Source organism: Wolbachia endosymbiont (group A) of Yponomeuta plumbellus (assembly GCF_947251575.1).
GTDB classification, from domain to species: domain Bacteria; phylum Pseudomonadota; class Alphaproteobacteria; order Rickettsiales; family Anaplasmataceae; genus Wolbachia; species Wolbachia pipientis.
In genome coordinates, this window is record NZ_OX366353.1 from 486238 (window position 1) to 504810 (window position 18573).

16 protein-coding genes and 2 pseudogenes are annotated in these 18573 nt (G+C 34.2%); 10 read left to right on the forward strand and 8 right to left on the reverse strand.

Annotation, left to right across the window (positions count from 1 at the left end):
• Nucleotides 1-40 precede the first annotated feature (40 nt).
• Both OPR39_RS02440 and OPR39_RS02445 read right to left on the reverse strand, forming a co-directional pair.
• The gene (locus OPR39_RS02440) at nt 41-1366 is read right to left on the reverse strand and encodes a dihydroorotase (RefSeq protein WP_141456873.1); all 1326 of its coding nucleotides are present in this window, start codon (nt 1364-1366) and stop codon (nt 41-43) included.
• Between the two features lie 114 nt (nt 1367-1480).
• Nucleotides 1481-2722 carry a hypothetical protein gene (locus OPR39_RS02445; RefSeq protein ID WP_015588878.1) on the reverse strand — a complete coding sequence of 414 codons (1242 nt, stop codon included), beginning with the start codon at nt 2720-2722 and terminating at the stop codon, nt 1481-1483.
• A 312-nt stretch (nt 2723-3034) separates the two neighbouring features.
• Here OPR39_RS02445 and OPR39_RS02450 point away from each other — a divergent pair, with 312 nt between their 5' ends.
• The 4 genes from OPR39_RS02450 to secF all read left to right on the forward strand — a co-directional run bounded on the left by OPR39_RS02450 (nt 3035) and on the right by secF (nt 8296).
• Nucleotides 3035-4987, forward strand: a complete 1953-nt coding sequence (locus OPR39_RS02450; RefSeq protein ID WP_265038997.1) for a heme lyase CcmF/NrfE family subunit — start codon at nt 3035-3037, stop codon at nt 4985-4987.
• A gap of 173 nt (nt 4988-5160) precedes the next feature.
• A complete protein-coding gene (locus tag OPR39_RS02455) occupies nt 5161-6279 on the forward strand; it encodes a hypothetical protein (RefSeq protein WP_265038998.1) in 1119 nt (372 codons plus the stop codon).
• 26 nt (nt 6280-6305) lie between these two features.
• On the forward strand, nt 6306-7214 hold the full coding sequence (locus OPR39_RS02460; protein ID WP_265039000.1) for a hypothetical protein: 909 nt from the start codon (nt 6306-6308) through the stop codon (nt 7212-7214).
• A 206-nt stretch (nt 7215-7420) separates the two neighbouring features.
• On the forward strand, nt 7421-8296 hold the full coding sequence (gene secF, locus OPR39_RS02465) for a protein translocase subunit SecF (RefSeq protein WP_141456869.1): 876 nt from the start codon (nt 7421-7423) through the stop codon (nt 8294-8296).
• A 6-nt stretch (nt 8297-8302) separates the two neighbouring features.
• On the opposite strand, the gene OPR39_RS02470 is transcribed toward secF, so the two are convergent.
• On the reverse strand, nt 8303-8806 hold the full coding sequence (locus OPR39_RS02470) for a TIGR02281 family clan AA aspartic protease (protein WP_015588875.1): 504 nt from the start codon (nt 8804-8806) through the stop codon (nt 8303-8305).
• 134 nt (nt 8807-8940) lie between these two features.
• Here OPR39_RS02470 and yidC point away from each other — a divergent pair, with 134 nt between their 5' ends.
• From yidC to nusB, 3 genes are read left to right on the forward strand one after another with little or no spacing between them, the layout of a single operon-like run.
• Nucleotides 8941-10650: a membrane protein insertase YidC gene (yidC, locus tag OPR39_RS02475; protein WP_015588874.1), complete on the forward strand. Its 1710-nt coding sequence runs from the start codon at nt 8941-8943 to the stop codon at nt 10648-10650.
• Nucleotides 10628-11056, forward strand: coding sequence for a 6,7-dimethyl-8-ribityllumazine synthase (locus tag OPR39_RS02480; RefSeq protein WP_015588873.1), 429 nt, complete (start codon nt 10628-10630; stop codon nt 11054-11056). Before yidC ends, OPR39_RS02480 begins: the two co-directional genes overlap by 23 nt.
• Nucleotides 11056-11538 carry a transcription antitermination factor NusB gene (gene nusB / locus OPR39_RS02485; RefSeq protein WP_015588872.1) on the forward strand — a complete coding sequence of 161 codons (483 nt, stop codon included), beginning with the start codon at nt 11056-11058 and terminating at the stop codon, nt 11536-11538. The genes OPR39_RS02480 and nusB overlap by 1 nt, the downstream gene beginning before the upstream one ends.
• Nucleotides 11539-11656: 118 nt before the next feature.
• Here nusB and OPR39_RS02490 read toward each other — a convergent pair whose 3' ends face one another.
• The 4 genes from OPR39_RS02490 to yihA form a co-directional block, all read right to left on the reverse strand.
• On the reverse strand, nt 11657-12295 hold the full coding sequence (locus OPR39_RS02490; RefSeq protein ID WP_015588871.1) for a hypothetical protein: 639 nt from the start codon (nt 12293-12295) through the stop codon (nt 11657-11659).
• A gap of 78 nt (nt 12296-12373) precedes the next feature.
• Entirely contained in the window at nt 12374-12835 is a 462-nt protein-coding gene (gene dut / locus OPR39_RS02495) for a dUTP diphosphatase (RefSeq protein ID WP_015588870.1), read from the reverse strand.
• A gap of 393 nt (nt 12836-13228) precedes the next feature.
• Nucleotides 13229-14140: an acetylglutamate kinase gene (gene argB, locus OPR39_RS02505; RefSeq protein WP_015588869.1), complete on the reverse strand. Its 912-nt coding sequence runs from the start codon at nt 14138-14140 to the stop codon at nt 13229-13231.
• A 4-nt stretch (nt 14141-14144) separates the two neighbouring features.
• Complete coding sequence (yihA, locus tag OPR39_RS02510; protein WP_015588868.1) at nt 14145-14738, reverse strand: ribosome biogenesis GTP-binding protein YihA/YsxC; 594 nt, start codon at nt 14736-14738, stop codon at nt 14145-14147.
• Between the two features lie 98 nt (nt 14739-14836).
• Here yihA and prfA point away from each other — a divergent pair, with 98 nt between their 5' ends.
• Nucleotides 14837-15916, forward strand: a complete 1080-nt coding sequence (gene prfA, locus OPR39_RS02515; protein ID WP_015588867.1) for a peptide chain release factor 1 — start codon at nt 14837-14839, stop codon at nt 15914-15916.
• 27 nt (nt 15917-15943) lie between these two features.
• Here the strand turns inward: prfA and OPR39_RS07220 are convergent.
• Nucleotides 15944-17106, reverse strand: a pseudogene (locus tag OPR39_RS07220) (multidrug effflux MFS transporter).
• A 16-nt stretch (nt 17107-17122) separates the two neighbouring features.
• Between OPR39_RS07220 and OPR39_RS07425 the strand changes: the two are divergent.
• Together OPR39_RS07425 and OPR39_RS02530 are read left to right on the forward strand one after the other, a co-directional pair.
• Nucleotides 17123-17265, forward strand: a pseudogene (locus OPR39_RS07425) (N-acetyltransferase); the annotation flags it as partial.
• Between the two features lie 314 nt (nt 17266-17579).
• Nucleotides 17580-18509, forward strand: a complete 930-nt coding sequence (locus OPR39_RS02530) for an AEC family transporter (RefSeq protein ID WP_141456821.1) — start codon at nt 17580-17582, stop codon at nt 18507-18509.
• Nucleotides 18510-18573 lie beyond the last annotated feature (64 nt).

The window sequence follows — 18573 nt, forward strand, 5'->3', positions numbered from 1 at the left end:
ATTCTGGTGATAACAAATTGGAATAGATAAGATATGATAACTAACTCTTCTGCGAGTATATAGTTTTGCCGGACACAACAGTACGTACTACGTGTCCTTTTACTTTGCGACCATCGAAAGGAGAATTCTTTGATTTACTAGCAAAGTTGTCAGTTTTAATTTCCCATTCATGATTGAGGTCAACTAAAATTAAGTCTGCAGCAAGGTTTTTTTGTATACGACCACGTGGTATGTGTATTATATCTGCAGGCTTATATGTCAATTTTGCGAGCACATCAAGTAGACCCATTTGCCCACTGTGATAGAGTTCAAGTGAAAGGGGCAGCATTGTTTCAAGGCCAACAATACCAAATGCAGCATTTTCAAGTGGCAGATCTTTAGAACTACGATCATGCGGAGCATGATCGGTTGCAATGCAATCAATCACACCTGTCTTTAAACCTTCAACCATAGCTAAACGATCTTCTTCAGTGCGAAGTGGCGGGTTCATTTTTGCAATTGCCCCATGTTGTTTTACTATATCTTCAGTCAAAGTGAAGTGATGAGGGGTTACTTCGCACGTAACATTTAATCCCAAATCTTTTGCACGTTTAATAGCATCAAGTGAATCTTTTGAAGAGACATGTAGAATATGGTAGTGCACATTCTCCATATCTTTCATGAGCAGTATATCGCGACTTACCATAACCGATTCTGACGCACTTAAGATCCCCTTTACTCCCAATTCTTCAGAAATTTTACCTTCGTTGATTGCACCACCTGCTGATAAATTTAAATCTTCTGCATGTTGAGCAATAGGAACACCCAGCATACTTGAATAAAGCAGCGCCTGTCTCATAATCATTGGGTTCATAACTGGCATGCCATCATCAGTGAACCCAACCGCACCTGCTTCCTTTAAAAGTGCCATTTCAGTCAACTTTTCTTCCGAAGTGGTGATTTTAGCGTAAAATTCAACGTTTACATGTGAAGTTTCAAGTGCTCTATATTTCAAATATTTAGCCAAAACAACGCTATCAATTGCTGGAATAGTGTTTGGCTGACAAACTACAGTTGTAACGCCTCCTGCAGCTGCAGATTTGCTACCTGTATATATAGTTTCTTTATGTTCCTGCCCTGGTTCACGAAAATGTACGTGAATGTCAATAAGGCCTGGCATTAGAACAAGCCCTTTACAGTCTATTGTTTCATCGACCCCACTTGTTGAAAATAATGATTCGCCAAAATCAACAATTTTATCCCCTTCAGTCAATAGCGAACCTTTTATATCAAGTTTAGTTTCCGGGTCGATAATACGAGCATTAGTATACGCAATTTTATAGCCTTCCTTTTGCCCTGTTTGTAACAAATTCCAAGTCTGTGTCATTATATTTGAGTATCGATTATGCAATAAATCTAAAGTTTTTTTAATAAAACACAACCAAATTAAAACACAGACTAAGAGCTGTCTTGAATTAAAATTATCCCAAAAACCCCGCCCTTATAACCTAGTTAGCTCAGTTTTAACGTTAATGTGTGAAACTCTTAGCTCTGTTGGAGGATTTTCCAGTTGAATATCTAGCTCATTCTGCATGTTCGATAAACAAATTAAAGCTGAATCAAAATCTTCATCGAACTGTTTTGCTTCATGTATACCATCGATTATTTCCTCTAATTCTTCCACATCATCCATTTCTTGCGGCGCACTTTTTAATATCGCTTTTATTTGGTTTAAGTTTTGACGAATTTTCTCCTGATATCCAACAATTCTCTCTTGATATATGTCAATCATTTTTTGACATGCGTTGCCTCTAAATGGATGTTCTTTTTTCTCTTTTATGTAAGAATTTTGAAAGTCTTTACAGTTAAGGATTGCTTCTCTATGTTTTTTTATGTCATTAATTGCGCTGATTATCGACTTATCTATTTTCTTTAAATTTTCTTCCCGTTCTTCTCTTTTAATTATACTTTTGGATTCATTTTTTATCTGGTTCATTTTGTCATACAGGTTTCTGCATCCTTTGTAAGATACCATTGGTTGTAATATTCCTTCTTTTACACCTTTATTGTAAAAATTCTTCAACTCATCACTTGATAGTATTGTTATAGCATCTTCCCTTTTACCTTGTGATTTAGGATACTTTTTATTCAATGAACTAACATGATTTAACAAGAAATCTTTAACTAGCTCTTCCTTTTTAACTTCAGCTAATTTTTCTAGTGTTTCTATATATTTTAGAACTTCCGCAAAGAGCTGTCCACCAGATGGAGCAAATCCTTGAAGTGGTTTACTCTGAGCTTTATAAAAATCGGTTTGTAAAAAATCTTCAGCTTGTTTTTTTATTACTGAAAGCTCATTAAAGGCTTTTTCTGGATTGATTTTTCTCAAAATACTAATAGCTTCTCTAATCGCTTTTTCTCTCTTTTTATCACCTTGTTTTTCATTTAATATTAGACGTTCAGCTTTGGTAAAAGCATCACCGCGATCACTCTTTGCAATGTTACAAACGATGCTTTTTACAACTTTTTCGGTTGCTGCATAATCTATTTCTTTTGCAAAGCAGTCAACAAATGATTGCCAAACTTTTTTATTAACAAGCTTACTTGTCTTATTTTCAAAATCTTCTATATCTTTGAATCCTAAAATAGTATAGAGATTTTTTTCGATTATTGGTTCGGCATGTTGTTTTGCCACCTTACCTTTTATATTGAATGGAAATTTACTAATCTTAGTTGTACCCACAATGTTACCTCAATATTAACGCTATCTATAAAAGTATAAAGATTTAATATTTAATTTTTAACTAATACTAGCACAGCTAACTATGGGAGCATTATGCTATAGCTGACCCAAGAAAGATTTCCCTACGTCATACCGCGAATGAATCGCGGTATAGATTCCGCTAACGAGTAGCGGAATGACGAATTTGTTGTTTTTCAAATTGTAGGTAAACCTAAGCCACTTTAGCTATAGCATCAATAGCAAGTGTCAATTAACACTTTAACTTCTTACTTGTCATCAGTAATATTGTTTATATAAAAACTATAATTTTTTATGCCTGAACTTGGGAATATATTGCTATTGCTAGCCTGCTTATTGTCTTTGACATATTTGTTTTTACCGCTTAGTTCTTGTCGGTTTATTACCACTGCCATATTTTTTTGTGTATCAACATCAATGGCTATTTTGATCTACTGCCACATTACAAATGATTTCTCACTCGAAAACGTATACTACCACTCACACACAACAAAACCTTTGATCTACAAGATTTGTGGTGTTTGGGGAAATAAAGAAGGATCTATGTTGCTTTGGACCTTAGTGCTTACCTTTTACCTATTTCTGATGGGTATTTTTATTGATAACGGCAGTAAATTGAAGAAAGTATCCTTGATCACCCAAGGCTTGATTTGCTTTTGTTTTTTACTGTTCACTTTACTTGAATCCAGCCCCTTCACTAAAATGCCAGGCATTGAAACAGATGGACTGGGTTTTAATCCGATATTGCAAGATATAGGCCTTGCTATTCATCCACCGATATTATATTTGGGGTACCTTGGGTTTAGCGTTCCTTTTTCGCTCTCTATAGCTGGATTAATTGCAAAAGTTGAAGGAAATGTTTGGGCTAAAATTGTCAGGCCTTGGGTACTTATTTCTTGGTCGCTGCTCACTTTGGGCATCAGCTTGGGTAGCTGGTGGGCATATCGCGAACTTGGGTGGGGTGGATTTTGGTTTTGGGATCCAGTGGAAAACGTTTCTTTGATGCCGTGGCTAATTGCAGTAACGCTGACACATTTGTTGCTCGTGGTACGGAATTTCAATGTTTTAAAGAACTTTGCTATTTTACTTACGCTTACAACTTTTATATTGAGTGTGACTGGAACATTTCTAGTCCGCTCAGGAATACTCACCTCAGTGCACACGTTTGCAGATGACCCAAGGTATGGACTGTATATATTAGCGCTACTTGGTGTATTTACAGTCAGTAGCTTAGTAATATTTGTAGTGTTTACGAGAAAAAATCACACATCTGCAATGTCATTCCAGTGCGTGACACTGGAATCTGAAAAGAAACTTGCTACTCAAGTGACAGAGGGTAGAAGACTCTTTTCACGCCTTACGATGATGCTGATGAACAATTTATTATTCATCACTGCCTTTTTCATTGTGTTCGTTGGCACTTTATACCCTACAGTGCTCGAATATTTAACCGGTGAATTAATTTCAGTTGGAGCACCATATTACAATTCTTTATTTAATCCTATTGCACTGGCTATTCTAGCCCTCACGATAATTGGGCAATACTGCAGTTGGCAGGGAAATAGTCTATTGCCAATATTCCGCGAATATAGATTTTCATTCTGCAGTGCTGCAGCTATTTTGCCGTTTATCTTTCACATGGAGCTAATAATTGTGCTATCAATTACTATCTCCATAGCATTATTAATCTTTGTTTTAGAAGCATACAGTAAAAGAATTCGTTTATTTAAGAGCGAATCAATTTTATTAGCAAAAAAAGTTTCTAAATCCTACTATGCAATGATGGCAGCTCATGCTGGAGTGGCAATTCTAGTGCTTGGTATAGCATATTCGGTTGGTTGGCAGGAGAAAAAAGAAAATTACTTAAAAATAGGGGATAGCATAACAGTCAATAAGTTTAAAGTTACTTTACGAAATATTGAGCTAATAAAAGAAAAAAATTTCCATGCAGTGAGGGGTACAATGGATATCAGGAATTTGCTGAATAATAAGATATTAGGTGAGATAACCCCTGAATATAGATTTTACCTTGTGGAAGGTCAGAAAAATGTTGAAAGCAGTATCTACCACAATTTATTTTCTGATATTTATGTTGTAATTGGAGAAATTGATAAGAGTAAGAGCAAAATTGCAGCTAAAGTGCACTATAAACCTGGAATGTCTATAATCTGGTTTGGATCCTTTCTTATCGCTTTTGGTTCGCTCCTTGCTGCTTTTCCTTTTAGTGGACGAGCAAGGATTGTCTAGCTGTCGTGGATTTATTAACAACGCTCCTAGGTCCAGAGTGCAACGTATGAGAAATTACCGAGCTATAGATACTGATTTGCAAAGGTTAGAACCAAAGAAAGTTATATTTTTTTATTGACAGACCTATATATTACGATATTCACTAAGGGATTAGTGAGTAATGGTTATACAATATGAATGGTGGGGTATCAGGCAAGGAAAAAGTTATACGCACTCCTTTCGATTTTAAGGAGCCTTACAGCGATTGGCGTCAAATTTTTAAACGTCCTAATCAACAGTATAACCCTTCCAACTATGATTCGTCGAGCGAAATAAATGAACACGATATAGAAACTCAAAAGATTGAAGAAGGTGATGGCCATGATTCAGGTATTAGTTCCGATGATGAGGATGACCGGACAACTTATACAGCAGTACAATTAACTAATGATTCTCTTGATAGCCAAAGATATACAGGAATATGCATTCCAACACCAACTGATGGTTGGGTAGGTGAAAATAATCATCAGACTGGTTTATCAGGTAATTTGCCAAACGGAAGTAATAATCCACAAATTTTTGAAAGTACTGATTCAGTACAGCTAGATAATATTGTTTTTAGCAATCTAATTCAGCTTTCCTTGATTAGTCAAGAGCATAATTCTACCTGCAATGATCATGTAATTTGTGATTCAGGTCACAATTCTGACGATGAGGATCAGTTTAAACTGTTGTACGAAAAGGAGAAAATAGAAGCACAAAATAATCAAAAATATACAGAAAATGTATGTAATCCAACAAATGGTGGTTTGTTAGGTGAAAGTGATAATCAACAGATTTCTGAAGATACAGAAATAACTTCTGATTGTAATCCAGATGATTCAGATCCAAAAGGGAATGAGGGCTATGGTTTAGATGGTTCTTGTGAAAGTAAAGAAAATTTGACAAAGGGCGCTGACGGTAGTAATCAGACTTTTGAAGGTGAACAGAAAAGCTCAGAATTTCCGAAAGTTGACAATTGGTCAGATAGTGATGGGAACTCAGAAGATAGTTCGGACTCAAAAAAGGGTTCGTACTATAGTTCAGGTAATCTTGATTCAATGGAGTTAACAGATGATTTGGATTCAGAAAATGATCGGGACCTAGAAGATGATAATCCTTTTCTAAAAGACTCACTTTTTATGAAACTAAAAATGTCGTTAACTCAAAGTAAACAGGATCTGATTGATAAATGCTGTGGGGAGGTGAGAGGTATAACAGAACAAAATGAACAAAAAAATATAAAAATACTCCAGAAAGTATTAAGTGCATAGTAGCTAAATACTTAGAAAAAGAAGTAATGTTAAATTTAAAATGTAGTTGTTGTAACAAAACTGTAACAAATACAGTATTTGAAGAAATAAAAGATCTTACTAGTGGTAGTCATATAAGTAACAGAAGTAACACTTTTGTATTTGATAACTTTCCCTATCAAAGTAAAGATAAAAACTGTAACAAAGAAAGTAAAGGTCAAAACTGTAACAAAAAAAATGAAGTGTCCGAAGAGGACATTATCAAAAGCATTGTTAGTAATTTATTGTTAGAAGGTGGGAAAGTAAAACGCCATAATTTTTTCGATGGGAATGAGTTTGAGCAGATAGTTACTTGTAATGGATTTGATGATGGTCTTTCTGAGAAATGTAAGGAAATTGAAAGCAAGCTAAAAGGTTTAGCATATGAAAGTATTGTAAACAAAAGCAAGCAGACTCAAAATGTATTAGGAGTAGACAAGGATAATAGATATTTTTGTATAGAGTACTCGCAAGATAGTATTGTTGAATTTGCAGAAATCCTAAACAATGAAAAAGCCAAAGACTTAAATTTAAGAGTTGGCATACTCAAAATTGGAGAAAGTATAGTAAGAGTTGAAAATGTAGAAGAAATAGGGGGAAAAAGAAATTACATGGATGTCTCAAAAGGTGGTATTGAAATGTCTTTTACTACTGAGGTAGGAGAGATAAGTATTTATCTAAGTCCTAGTGAGAAAGGCAGCAATAAAATAAAAGTGGAGATTGATGGGGAAAACAGAGCAAGGTTTAATGAGTTAAAAAATAGGGGAAAAAGTTTAGGGGAAAACTGTCTTTTAGGAGGAAAAAGTGTTGAGGAAGCTATAGAGCATGAAAGTTTTGAAAGATATGGCAGTGTACCTAACACTGCTATGAAGGAACCTAGCTTAGGTTGCGTTGCTAACATAGCAAGGGGGGGATAAGCTTGCAGAGATAAAATGATGGGCCAAATTGGCAGTATTTTGCTCTTGTAATGTACTTCAAAATTGCAAAGTTTGCACTAGATAGAACTTAATTGACAGACAAGAATAACTGACAGAAAAATTTACATAGTCAAACAATCACAAAATAAACTAGTGAACTTTTTGAAAAGTATATAGAATTCAAATTATTACTTTAATTAAAGAAGATGGCACTTAGACTCATTCCAGATAACCTCGATATCAAGTTTAGTAAATATAGGGATTTGACTGCATTAATTAGCATTGTTCTTATCATCTTTTCAATATTCACTGTTGTGCTGCGTGGAGTGAACTTAGGCATAGACTTTGCAGGCGGGATTTTGATAGAGATAAAATCTTCAGATGAGAATCACTCTATTCTCGATGCATTAAAAGAAAATGGTTTTACAGTGCAAAGTTCAAAAGCGGGTGATAATTTAGTCATGCGTTTTAAAGATGAAGGAGATGAAGATAAAATCAAAAAGATAAAAAGCATACTAGAAGAAAAGCTGGGGAGCTCAATAAGCTATCGTAAAATAGACTATGTTGGCCCACAAATAAGCTCAACACAAATATTTGAAGGAATGTTATCCATGTTGATCGCGATTGTTGGAATATTTTTTTACGTTTGGTTTAGATTTAATTGGCAATGTGGATTCAGTGGAATAACAGCACTGATTCATGACGTGATTTTAACTGTTGGTTTTATTAGCCTAACTGGCATTGAGTTTAATATTTCATCAGTTGCAGCTCTCCTTACTGTCATTGGTTATTCAATCAATAACTCAGTAATTATATATGATCGGATTCGAGAGTATCGCAGGAGTGGTAAAAGTGGGCGGATGAGTGAGGTAGTAGATGCAAGTATCAACACTACATTATTTCGCACTATATTAACTTCTGGTACAACCCTTCTTGCTGCTCTTCCTTTGGTATTAATCTGCACAGATGCAGTGAGAGACTTCAGCTTGATCATTTTTTTTGGTATTTTGATTGGCACTTGTTCTGCAATATTTATTTCTGCTCCTATATTGACCTACAGAGCTTTGATAAGTAGATTGTAGAAGTGTTTAGTCGCGGTATAATATCAACTTATTATCTCTTATAGTGAAATGAAAATACCTTAAAAAGCTCATTCCAAGTAGTGAATGAGACATAGAATGAGTGTTAACGCTTGCCTGTACATCATTAATCAAAAAATTTCCTATTTTAACTTGAGGTATTTGGACCACTCCAGCTTTTATTTGACCTTTCGCAGTTTCATATATTTTAAAATCCTGAACGTTTTGTAAGTTAATACCAGCATGTAATGCGTCTTTTTGTGATAGAACAATATCGGTTGCTCCAGTATCAAGCAAAAACGTTATATTGCTATCATTGACTTGAGCCTGAATATAAAAGTGTCCATCGTATGATTTCGTAAATTCGATACTTCCACTATTTTGAATTCTTCCTTTATATGGTAAAAAAGTACTGAGAAATCTGTCGCTTAATTTGTCCCTTTGTGAATCAATAAGCATTGCAGTAGTGGCTATTATTAGTAACCAAATAACTAGATTTTTTACCGCGTTCATATTGTTAAAATTTGAAGCTATTAAAATAAATTTTAAAGATTAGCGTTAAAAGTTATTATTAAAAATAAGTAAATTTCATTGTTTTAGTACAATATTTAGTATACACTTTAAGAAGATATGTTTGATTTAATTTCATGTCAGAAGCAAAAAGTTTAATTTTGGCAGCTATCCTTTCCATGTTAATCATGGTGTCTTGGCGTATTATTTATGATAATTTTTTTAGTACAAACCAAAACCAGCCATTGATTGAAAATATTGAACATATCGAATCTTTTAACGACCTTGCTCCTATAATATACCAAAATCGTTCTGAAATTATTAATTCTACTCGAGAACAGAGGGTTAGTTTAACCAATAACATGATTAAAGGATCAATTTCTCTGAAAGGTGCAAGGTTTGATGACTTAATTTTAACTAATTACCACTTAGAACCGAATTCTTCTTCTCCACAAGTGGTGTTACTGTCACCTGCAGAATCAAAAGATGTATATTTCGCAGAATTTGGGTGGCTCGATCCGAATAACAAGATTAAAGTTCCAGATTCTAAGGCAGTTTGGCAAGCAGAGAAACTCAATCAAAAAGAGGTCAATTTATTTTGGGATAATGAAAATGGCATTGTGTTTAAAATGAAAATTAGCCTTGACGATAACTACATGTTTAAAATTGAGCAGATTGTTGAAAATAACACAAAAGATAATGTAGTTTTGGTTCCTTATGGTAAAATTAACCGTAAACGTGACAATATCAACGAATCTTATTGGATATCCCATGAAGGAGTACTGGGTGCATTTGATAATAAACTGGAGGAGTGGACGTATAAGGATATCTCCAAGAAACATTTAATAAAAGCAAATACAAGTGAAAAAAATTGGTTTGGTTTTGCTGATAAATACTGGCTCACAGCCATCATACCTGAAAAATCTGATAAAATAAATGTAAGCATTAAACATACTAACGCTAATGATATTGATAAATTTCAAGTAGATTTTGTTAAGTCTTATAAGAGTATACTTCCTGGTGCAAGCACTTCTAATGTGAATTATTTTTTTGCTGGAGCAAAAAAGTTGAATTTACTGGATTCTTATAAGGATACTCTCAATATACCTTTGTTTGATAAAGCTGTAGATTTTGGTGTTCTTTACTTTATAACTAAACCAGTGTTTTTACTGCTTGAATACTTTAACTTCGTTTTAAAGAATTTTGGCTTAGCAATATTATTGCTGACTTTAGTAATCAAACTTTTGATGCTTCCCTTATCTAATAGATCATATGTTTCAATGTTCAAGGTGAAAAGCTTGCAGCCTGAGCTAACTCGTGTAAAAGAGTTGTATAAAAATGACAGCTTAAAGCAGCATAAAGAGACAATCGCATTGTTTAAGAGAAACAACGTAAATCCAATGTCGAGCATTTTTCCCATGCTAATACAAATACCGGTATTTTTTGCTCTATATAAAGTATTATTTGTTACTATAGAGATGAGGCATGCTCCTTTTTTTTTATGGATTAAGGATCTTTCAGCTCCTGACCCAACGAACATCTTTACATTATTTGGGTTGTTTAATTATAACTTTCCTATTTCTATAGGCATTTTACCTATAATTTTCGGTGCCACCATGATAATTCAGCAGAAGCTAAGTGAGAAAGATCAAACCAGTAAAGATGATATTCAAGTAAATGTTATGAAGTTTTTACCTTACATTTCTGTCTTTATTTTTTCTTCTTTTCCTGCCGGCCTGGTAATATATTGGATATTTAGTAATATTATAACTCTAATTCAACAATCATTAATAAAGTTGTTTTTAACAAAAAAAGTGGTAGTAAATGTCGAGAATACTAATAGTTAATTCGATTTATTATACTGAAATAGCGAACCTTTTGCTTGAAGGTGCAATTGATAAATTAAAAGGCAGTAATGCCAGTTACGATGTAGTTGAGGTTCCTGGTACATTTGAGATACCAGCTACAATTCTTTTTGCAGTCAAGAGTGGGCATACTAATTATGATGGTTATTTAGCTCTTGGGTGCGTAATTCGCGGTGAAACCGATCATTATCAATATGTTTGTAAAGGAGTAATTGAAGGCTTAAATGCAGTTGTTATGCATTATGCAATGCCCCTTGGTATGGGCGTAATTACCGCTGACAGCAAAGATAAAGCACTAGTTAGAGCTGATAAAAACAAAAAGAACGTTGGTGGCCATGCAGCCTCAACTGTTTTGCATATGATAGATTTACACAATAAATTAAAATAATGGAGGAAAAACCAGTAGATAAAAAGTGGCGCATAAAAAGAAGCACGGCAAGATTTCTTGCTGTACAAATTGCTTATTCAAATATTTTCGTAGGTTACAACAAAAGCACTTTTAAACTGGGAAATTGTGAGCTTAAGGACTACATAAATAAGTTGAAAGATATATTTGAATGTGAAGAATTTGAACATCAGTTCTTAGAAAACTTGTTATATAAGGTTATAAAAAGCAGTGAAGAATATGATAAAATAATAGAGTCTTATTTACACCCAAGTTGGTCCCTTTCACGGTTAAATCTTATAAGCTTATCTATTTTGCGTGTTGCAATATGTGAGTTAGCTAATTGTGATACGCCAGTTCCAGTTGTCATTAATGAATATACTAACATTGCATCTGATTTACTTGATAAACCAAGCGAAATTGGTTTTATTAATGGGTTATTGGATAAGGCAAAAGATGCAGTTAAATTAAATAAAAATCCTTAGCAGCTTCTCACAACTATATAAAAGTTTATTTTTTAAGGCAATTCCCATTGAGTAACTGACACTAAAAAATAAAGAGGCAGACTTAGTCTGCCTCTTTTACTTCACTTGGCCATACTGTCTATTTTCCTTGTTGTTGAGAAGCAACTTGTTCAACAATAAGCGAGCCTAAATAAGTGTTAACTCCTTTATTCTCATTTTTGTTTAAACCTAATGTTTTATTCCATTCTGTTTTATCTACTGTCTCGAACTTACCTTCTTTGTTTTTCACTTCTAGTGAATTTATACCTAAGAATACAGTATCACCAAACTCCGCTTTACCATCACCAATTTCACCAGTAACATAGTAATTTTTGCCTTCTAAGCTGAAGTTTATACGATATTTATCTTTTATAACCTCACCTTTTTCATTCTTGTTTTGGTTATTTGCTTTTATATCTTCATGCACTTCTTTTGTTACTTGTAACATTACTGTACCATCCTTAATAACAATCTTCGGAGCTTTCAACTCAGATGTTTTATTGTTTTTGCTGATAGCGTATATTGCTAGACTAGTTAGTGCAACAGCAACAATTGCTAATATACCGATTCCAAGTGGTGTAGCTGCAAAAGCTGCAAGTGGAGTAAGCATGCAAGTTGAAGACACCCAATATGGTGCTGAAAGTGCTATTGCTGCGCCTATGACATACAAAGAAGTAAGTGCAACAAGTGCAGTATTTGTTTTGTGAAATTGACCACAGTGATTTTGAAAAGTTAGCATAAACGACCTCGTTTAATAAAATATTAATATCCTTAAATTGTGTATAAAAAAATTGTCATAGTCAAGCTTTTTCGTAAGTTACCTACCACTTGAGCCAAAGCCCCCTGCATTGCGACCGGTTTCTTCTGTGCAGAACTCTTCTCTGTCATCCCAAATTACCTGAGATACCGGAGAAATAAGGATTTGTGCGATTCTATCTCCTCTTTTTATTTCGTATGGTTGATTACTTAGATTAATTAGGCAAATTTTAACCTCACCTCGATAATCAGAGTCTATAGTGCCCGGAGAGTTTAAGACAGTGATTCCATGTTTTGCAGCAAGACCAGAACGTGGGCGTACTTGCCCCTCAAAACCGTTTGGTATTGCAATCACAATTCCAGTTGGAATAAGTAATCTCTCAAGTGGATTTAAAACAGCAGAGTCATTCAATGCAGCATAAAGATCCATACCAGCACTCTGCGTAGTTGCATAACATGGAAGAGACAAGTCTTCTCCGTGTGATAATCTTTTTATTTCTACTTTAATTTTACTTCTTTGCACTCCAATTTACCATCTATGAAGACTCAATTATAGCATGTAAATTGTATCTGCAAAAGTGATAAATGTAAATGATGTCATTCCAGCGCGTGACGCTAGGCCATAAAATTCCTTGACAAGTTCAGTGCTCCTTTTTTTTGTCATCCCAGTGCCCCTATGATGTCATTCCAGTCTGGAATCTAGTCCTTATTATGCAGCCACTTGGTTGAAATTAAGTCTTCTGGATCCCAGTGTCTGGGCACTGGGATGACACCCTGACAACCGTCATCCCGCTACTTGTTAGCGGGATCTAGAGATACCGCGAATGAATCGCGGTATGACGTAGATTGCTGTCATTCCAGTGTCAGCTACTTGAATGACACCCTCTTGGTATTCGTGTAGTTGTAAGCAGTATAGCTATAAATCACTCACAATCGATATGCTTGCATTACTCTCAGTAAATAAATCAAGCATAATGTTAGGTATTCTACCATCAACTATGTGAACAACTCCAGCACATTCCTCCGCCATTTTAACGTATGCCATAAGCCTTTCAATAAATTTTTCCCCTTTAATTTTCCCACAATCAATCGATGCATTTAAATTTTTAACAGATATCTTCCTGCCACCAATTTTATCTATTTCTTCATCTGTGTCACTCAAGATTATCATTTTAGATGCAGAAACTGCGATTGCGATTGCGCTTGCAGTGCTATCGGCATCAATATGATATGTTTCCCCATCTTTTCCATGACCAATTGGTGCAATAACTGGTATAAAATCTGATTCTTCAATAAAAAATAATATATCAGGATTGATTTCAGTGGGTCTACCGATGAACCCCATGTCTAATATCTTTTCGATATTATTTGATCTATCTTCTCTAAGCGTAGCGGTTATTTTTTCGGCTTTAATTAAGTTACCATCTTTTCCACATAATCCAATAGCTGAACCACCAGCAGAATTTATATACTGAACAATTTTTTTATTAACTGAACCACACAGTGCCATTTCAATGATTTTCATAGTGTCTTTGTCTGTAAGTCTGATACCATTCACAAACTTACTGTCCATACCCAGCATTTTTAACACCGAGTTAATTTCATATTCTCCGTCATGAATTATTACCGGATTTATACCAAGCTGCTTCAACAAGACAACATTATGCACAAAAGTATTAAATAGTGTTTCATCTAAGATTATTGTACCACCGCATTTAATGACAAAAGTCTCGCCTACAAAGCTAGGTATGTTAGATAGCACTTCAAGTAATATTTCTGCTTTTTGTTCAAATGATACCTCACCCTTTAAAAATTCGCTACTCTTCATTTTTTTATCTTGTAAACTTGAAAAACTCATCTCTTACCTTGGTTATTTTATGCTTAACACGGATGCTCATTTGATGAATTGACACATTCTCATTATTAATCCATTTTTGAATATCTTCTATAACAGCACCTAAGCTTTTTTGACTTACTTTATCTATTTTTGTTAGCACAATGTTAAAGTTAATGTTATTATATATTAACCAATAAATGAAGTCTTTGTCTATTTCTTTTAATCCTACCTTGCTATCTATCAACACAAACACTCTTCTTAGATTTCTTCTTTGAATTAGATAATACTCAATTAAGTTTAAATATTGTATAATTTCCTCCTTACCTGCATGAGAATAACCATACCCTGGCAGGTCAACAAGCCTGAACTTATCATTGTACATAGAGTAAAAATTTATTTGTCTAGTGCATCCAGGTTTAGAGGAAACTCTGGCAGCTTTTTTGCTGTTTATCAGTAAGTTAATCAGACTGGATTTTCCTACATTTGATCTACCAGCAAACGCAATCTCTGGAGCCGATTCATCTGGTAATGTTTTTATGTCCGAAGCTCCAAATATGAAATTGCAGTTCGATGTTATCTGTTTTGCCATTATATTCAACTAGAAGGTAGTAGGTATATTATAGTGTTATTGCTTGATATAAGAAATTTTTTATTTCAGTATATATTACTTAGCTAGATCTGTGCTATATGGATATGGAAAATAATTTACAAGACTTAAAGAAAAAATTTAATGATATAGAGAGGAATTTGGAAAATCCTACCAATTTAAGTCAAAAAGAATTCATTACCCTTTCAAAGGAATACTCTGAGCTCAGGCCAATAATCAAGATAATTGATGAATATAACACGCTGAAAGAGGAAATTTCAGACTTAGAAGAAATAATGAAAGATGAAAACAGCGAAGGTGATATAAAAGAGTTAGCAAAAGAAGAATTTTTCGAAAAGCAGAAGGTATTATTACCAAAAATAAAAGCAAAATTAAAGTTAGCATTACTGCCCAAAGATGAAGATGACTCAAGAAATGCAATATTAGAAATTAGAGCAGGTACAGGCGGAGAAGAAGCAGCATTATTTGCAGCAATGTTATTTCGTATGTATCAAAAATATGCAGAAAGAAGAAATTGGAAGTTCGAGCCAATAAGCATTTCTAATACAGGTATAGGTGGCTATAAGGAAGCTTCTGCACTCATTAATGGAACAGAAGTTTTTGCAAGGTTGAAATTTGAATCAGGGGTGCACAGAGTACAGAGAGTGCCAGAAACTGAATCCTCAGGAAGGTTGCATACCTCTGCCGCTACTGTTGCGATATTACCTGAAGTAGAAGAAGTTGACTTTAAAATAGAAGAAAAAGACTTACGAATAGATGTTTATAGATCCAGTGGTCCTGGAGGGCAATCAGTGAATACAACTGACAGCGCAGTAAGGGTCACCCACTTGCCAACAGGGATAGTTGTGATACAGCAAGATGAAAAATCGCAGCATAAAAATAAAGCTAAAGCGCTCAAAGTATTGAGGGCAAGGCTATACGAAATTGAAAGACAAAAAAAAGAAATGGAAAGGTCAACAATGAGGAAAAGTCAGATTGGCTCTGGTGATCGTTCCGAGCGCATAAGAACATATAATTTCCCACAATCAAGAATAACAGACCACAGAATTAATCTAACTTCACATCGGCTAGAGCAGATTATAAAAGAAGGCGAACTAGATGAATTTATTGAGGCATTAATCTCACGTAATGAAGCAGAAAGATTGGCAGGGGAAAGTTAGCAGCCTACAATGGAATATCTTTATTAATTACATAGGATCTTTTAAACGCAATAGATAGACAGTAAAAACAAGTTCTAGTACTATCGCGGATAAAACAAGAACAGCTACACTAATTGTTTGACCATTGTAAATGTAGCTTGTTAAGCCGATAAAAATAGCCATGATAAAAGCTCTAATGAACGAGACTGCAGAAGAAGCTGTGCCTTTAATTTCAGGGAAAACATTTATTGATGCATTAAAAATCACTGGCTGGAAAATTGCACAACCGATAGAAAAAATAATCATAGACAGTGTTACTAAGTAGAAAGAGTGGGGTACAATTATACTGAATATTACAAGCAATAGAGACCCAATAGCACCCACGCTCGTACCAGAAATTACACACTTTATTGCTCCAAGTTTCTGCAAGATTTTGCCAGCAAATAGACTGATGAGTGAGAAGCACCCAACTATTGCACCTTGATGTAGTGCATAAATAGTGCTAGATAAACCAAAAGTCTTCATATACAGAAAAGGTCCACAAGTAATGAATGACATATACGCAGCAGAAAAGAGGCTTGACATCAAAGACAACGTAACAAACCTCGGATTAGATAGTAGTTTTCTGTAATCTTTCATCGTTTTTTTAAACTGAAAATATCGCGGTTCTTTTTTGTTTCTGGTAACGCTAAAAGCAGCAAAACCCAAGAGATCAAACAAAGTATTGCAACAGTTGCATAATTACCACGCCATCCTACAATTTCATTGATGAAACTGCCTAACACTGGCGCAATTGCCATGACAACTGTAAGAACAGAATTCATGATTCCAATAAATTTCACCGCTTCGTCGCCTTTGTAGCTGTCTGCAACGATTGCAAACACAACTACAGATGTGCTAACACCAATGCCCTGAACAAAGCGAGAGATTAAAAGCCAAAAAATCGACGGTGCAAAAACACAACCAACAGCGCCGATTAATAACAAAGTGTTACCTATGATCATAATTCTCCTTCTGCCATAGCATTCAGACAATGGACCAAAAAACAACCCTCCTATGCAAAAGCCTAGGAAATTATAAGCAATAGTTAATTGAATTATGCCTTCCGGTACGTTAAAATAGTGCACCATATCAGGAAAACTAGGTACGGAAATGTCAATTTCAATGAACTTGGCAATGAGAGACAGGATTAACAGAAATGGTAGTAACATTTGAGATTTTTAATTAATGAATAAAAATATCACATTTAAAGTGTTGAAAGAAAACATTTTTTACTGTTATTAAAATGGTTAGAAACACCTCATGTGAAGGAATGGTGGATAAATTGGACACTAGGGTTAATTAAAGAAAAATATGACAACTATGTTAAAGCTCTTACTCTCTGTCCTAACTTTACTTATTTCCTCTTACTTTTTCAACAGTCCGTCTAAATTACTACAAGCAGTTTAATTTTTAGTAAATATGTCATTATTCAAAAATATGCAAGAAGCTTTATAGAAACTTAACATAATTTTATCATAAAAATGTCATTCTTAAGTCCTATGTAAAAACGAATTTTGGCACCAAGTGAATCTTTTTTAATTAACTATGAGCTGGATAAATTGGAAAATAAATTTTGTTTACTTTTACAATACCTTAAGATCTAATATAACTTTATCAGTCAAAAGTATCACAATAGGCTAGTATGTTCTTTACTCTTTTCCTAAAAATATTACCTATTTATATTACGATATTTATTGGTTATTTAGCAGGAAAATGTCTTAAAATTGATAGAAACACTATATCTCAAATACTCTTTTATATAGCTAATCCAATAGTGATTTTATATGGAGTTTCTCATACAGAAGTTAATTTAAAAGTAATTTCTCTGCCGATTTTGATATGGTTTATAGGTAGCACTATGTCCTTATCAGTGTATTATCTTTCTTCTTTTTTATTTAAGGATAACACGAGAAACATATTAGCATTTAGTTCGGGCAGCACAAGTATGGGTTATTTTGGCCTGCCGATTGCCATGGCTTTATTTGATGAAGATTCAGTATCTGTATATGTTGTTTGTTATATAGGAATGGCGCTATTTGAAAACAGCTTAGGATTTTACATAGCTGCAAATGGTATTTATACCGCAAAAGAATGCATATTAAAGTTGTTCAAACTTCCTTCGCTTTATGCGATGGTTCTGGGCTTCTTTTTAAGTATATACGATATACAAATACCTACTTTTTTAACAGATGTTATGATGAACATTAGAAGTACATTTGTCACATTAGGAATGGTGCTACTTGGAGTGAGCATTGCGAATATTGCAAGCTTTAAAATAGATTGGAAGCTTGCTTTGATCACTATTACAGCAAAGTACGTATTCTGGCCACTGTTTGTTTTAGGAATTGTCCTTTTAGACAAGCATGTTATAGGTATATACGATGAGAGCATATATAAAGCACTGATGTTGCTGGCTATTATTCCAGTTTCTGGGTCCAGTATAATACTTGCTAATATTTTGAATTATCAACCAGATAAAGCTACTCTGTTGCTTCTAATCAGTACTGCAGTGGGACTGTTTTATGTTCCACTAATAATATCATTATTTTTTACTAAACTTGTTCCTTTTTGATCAAAAAATTAAGCGCTTGCACAACCATTATTTGGGTAACAACACAAGACATTGATAAAACTTG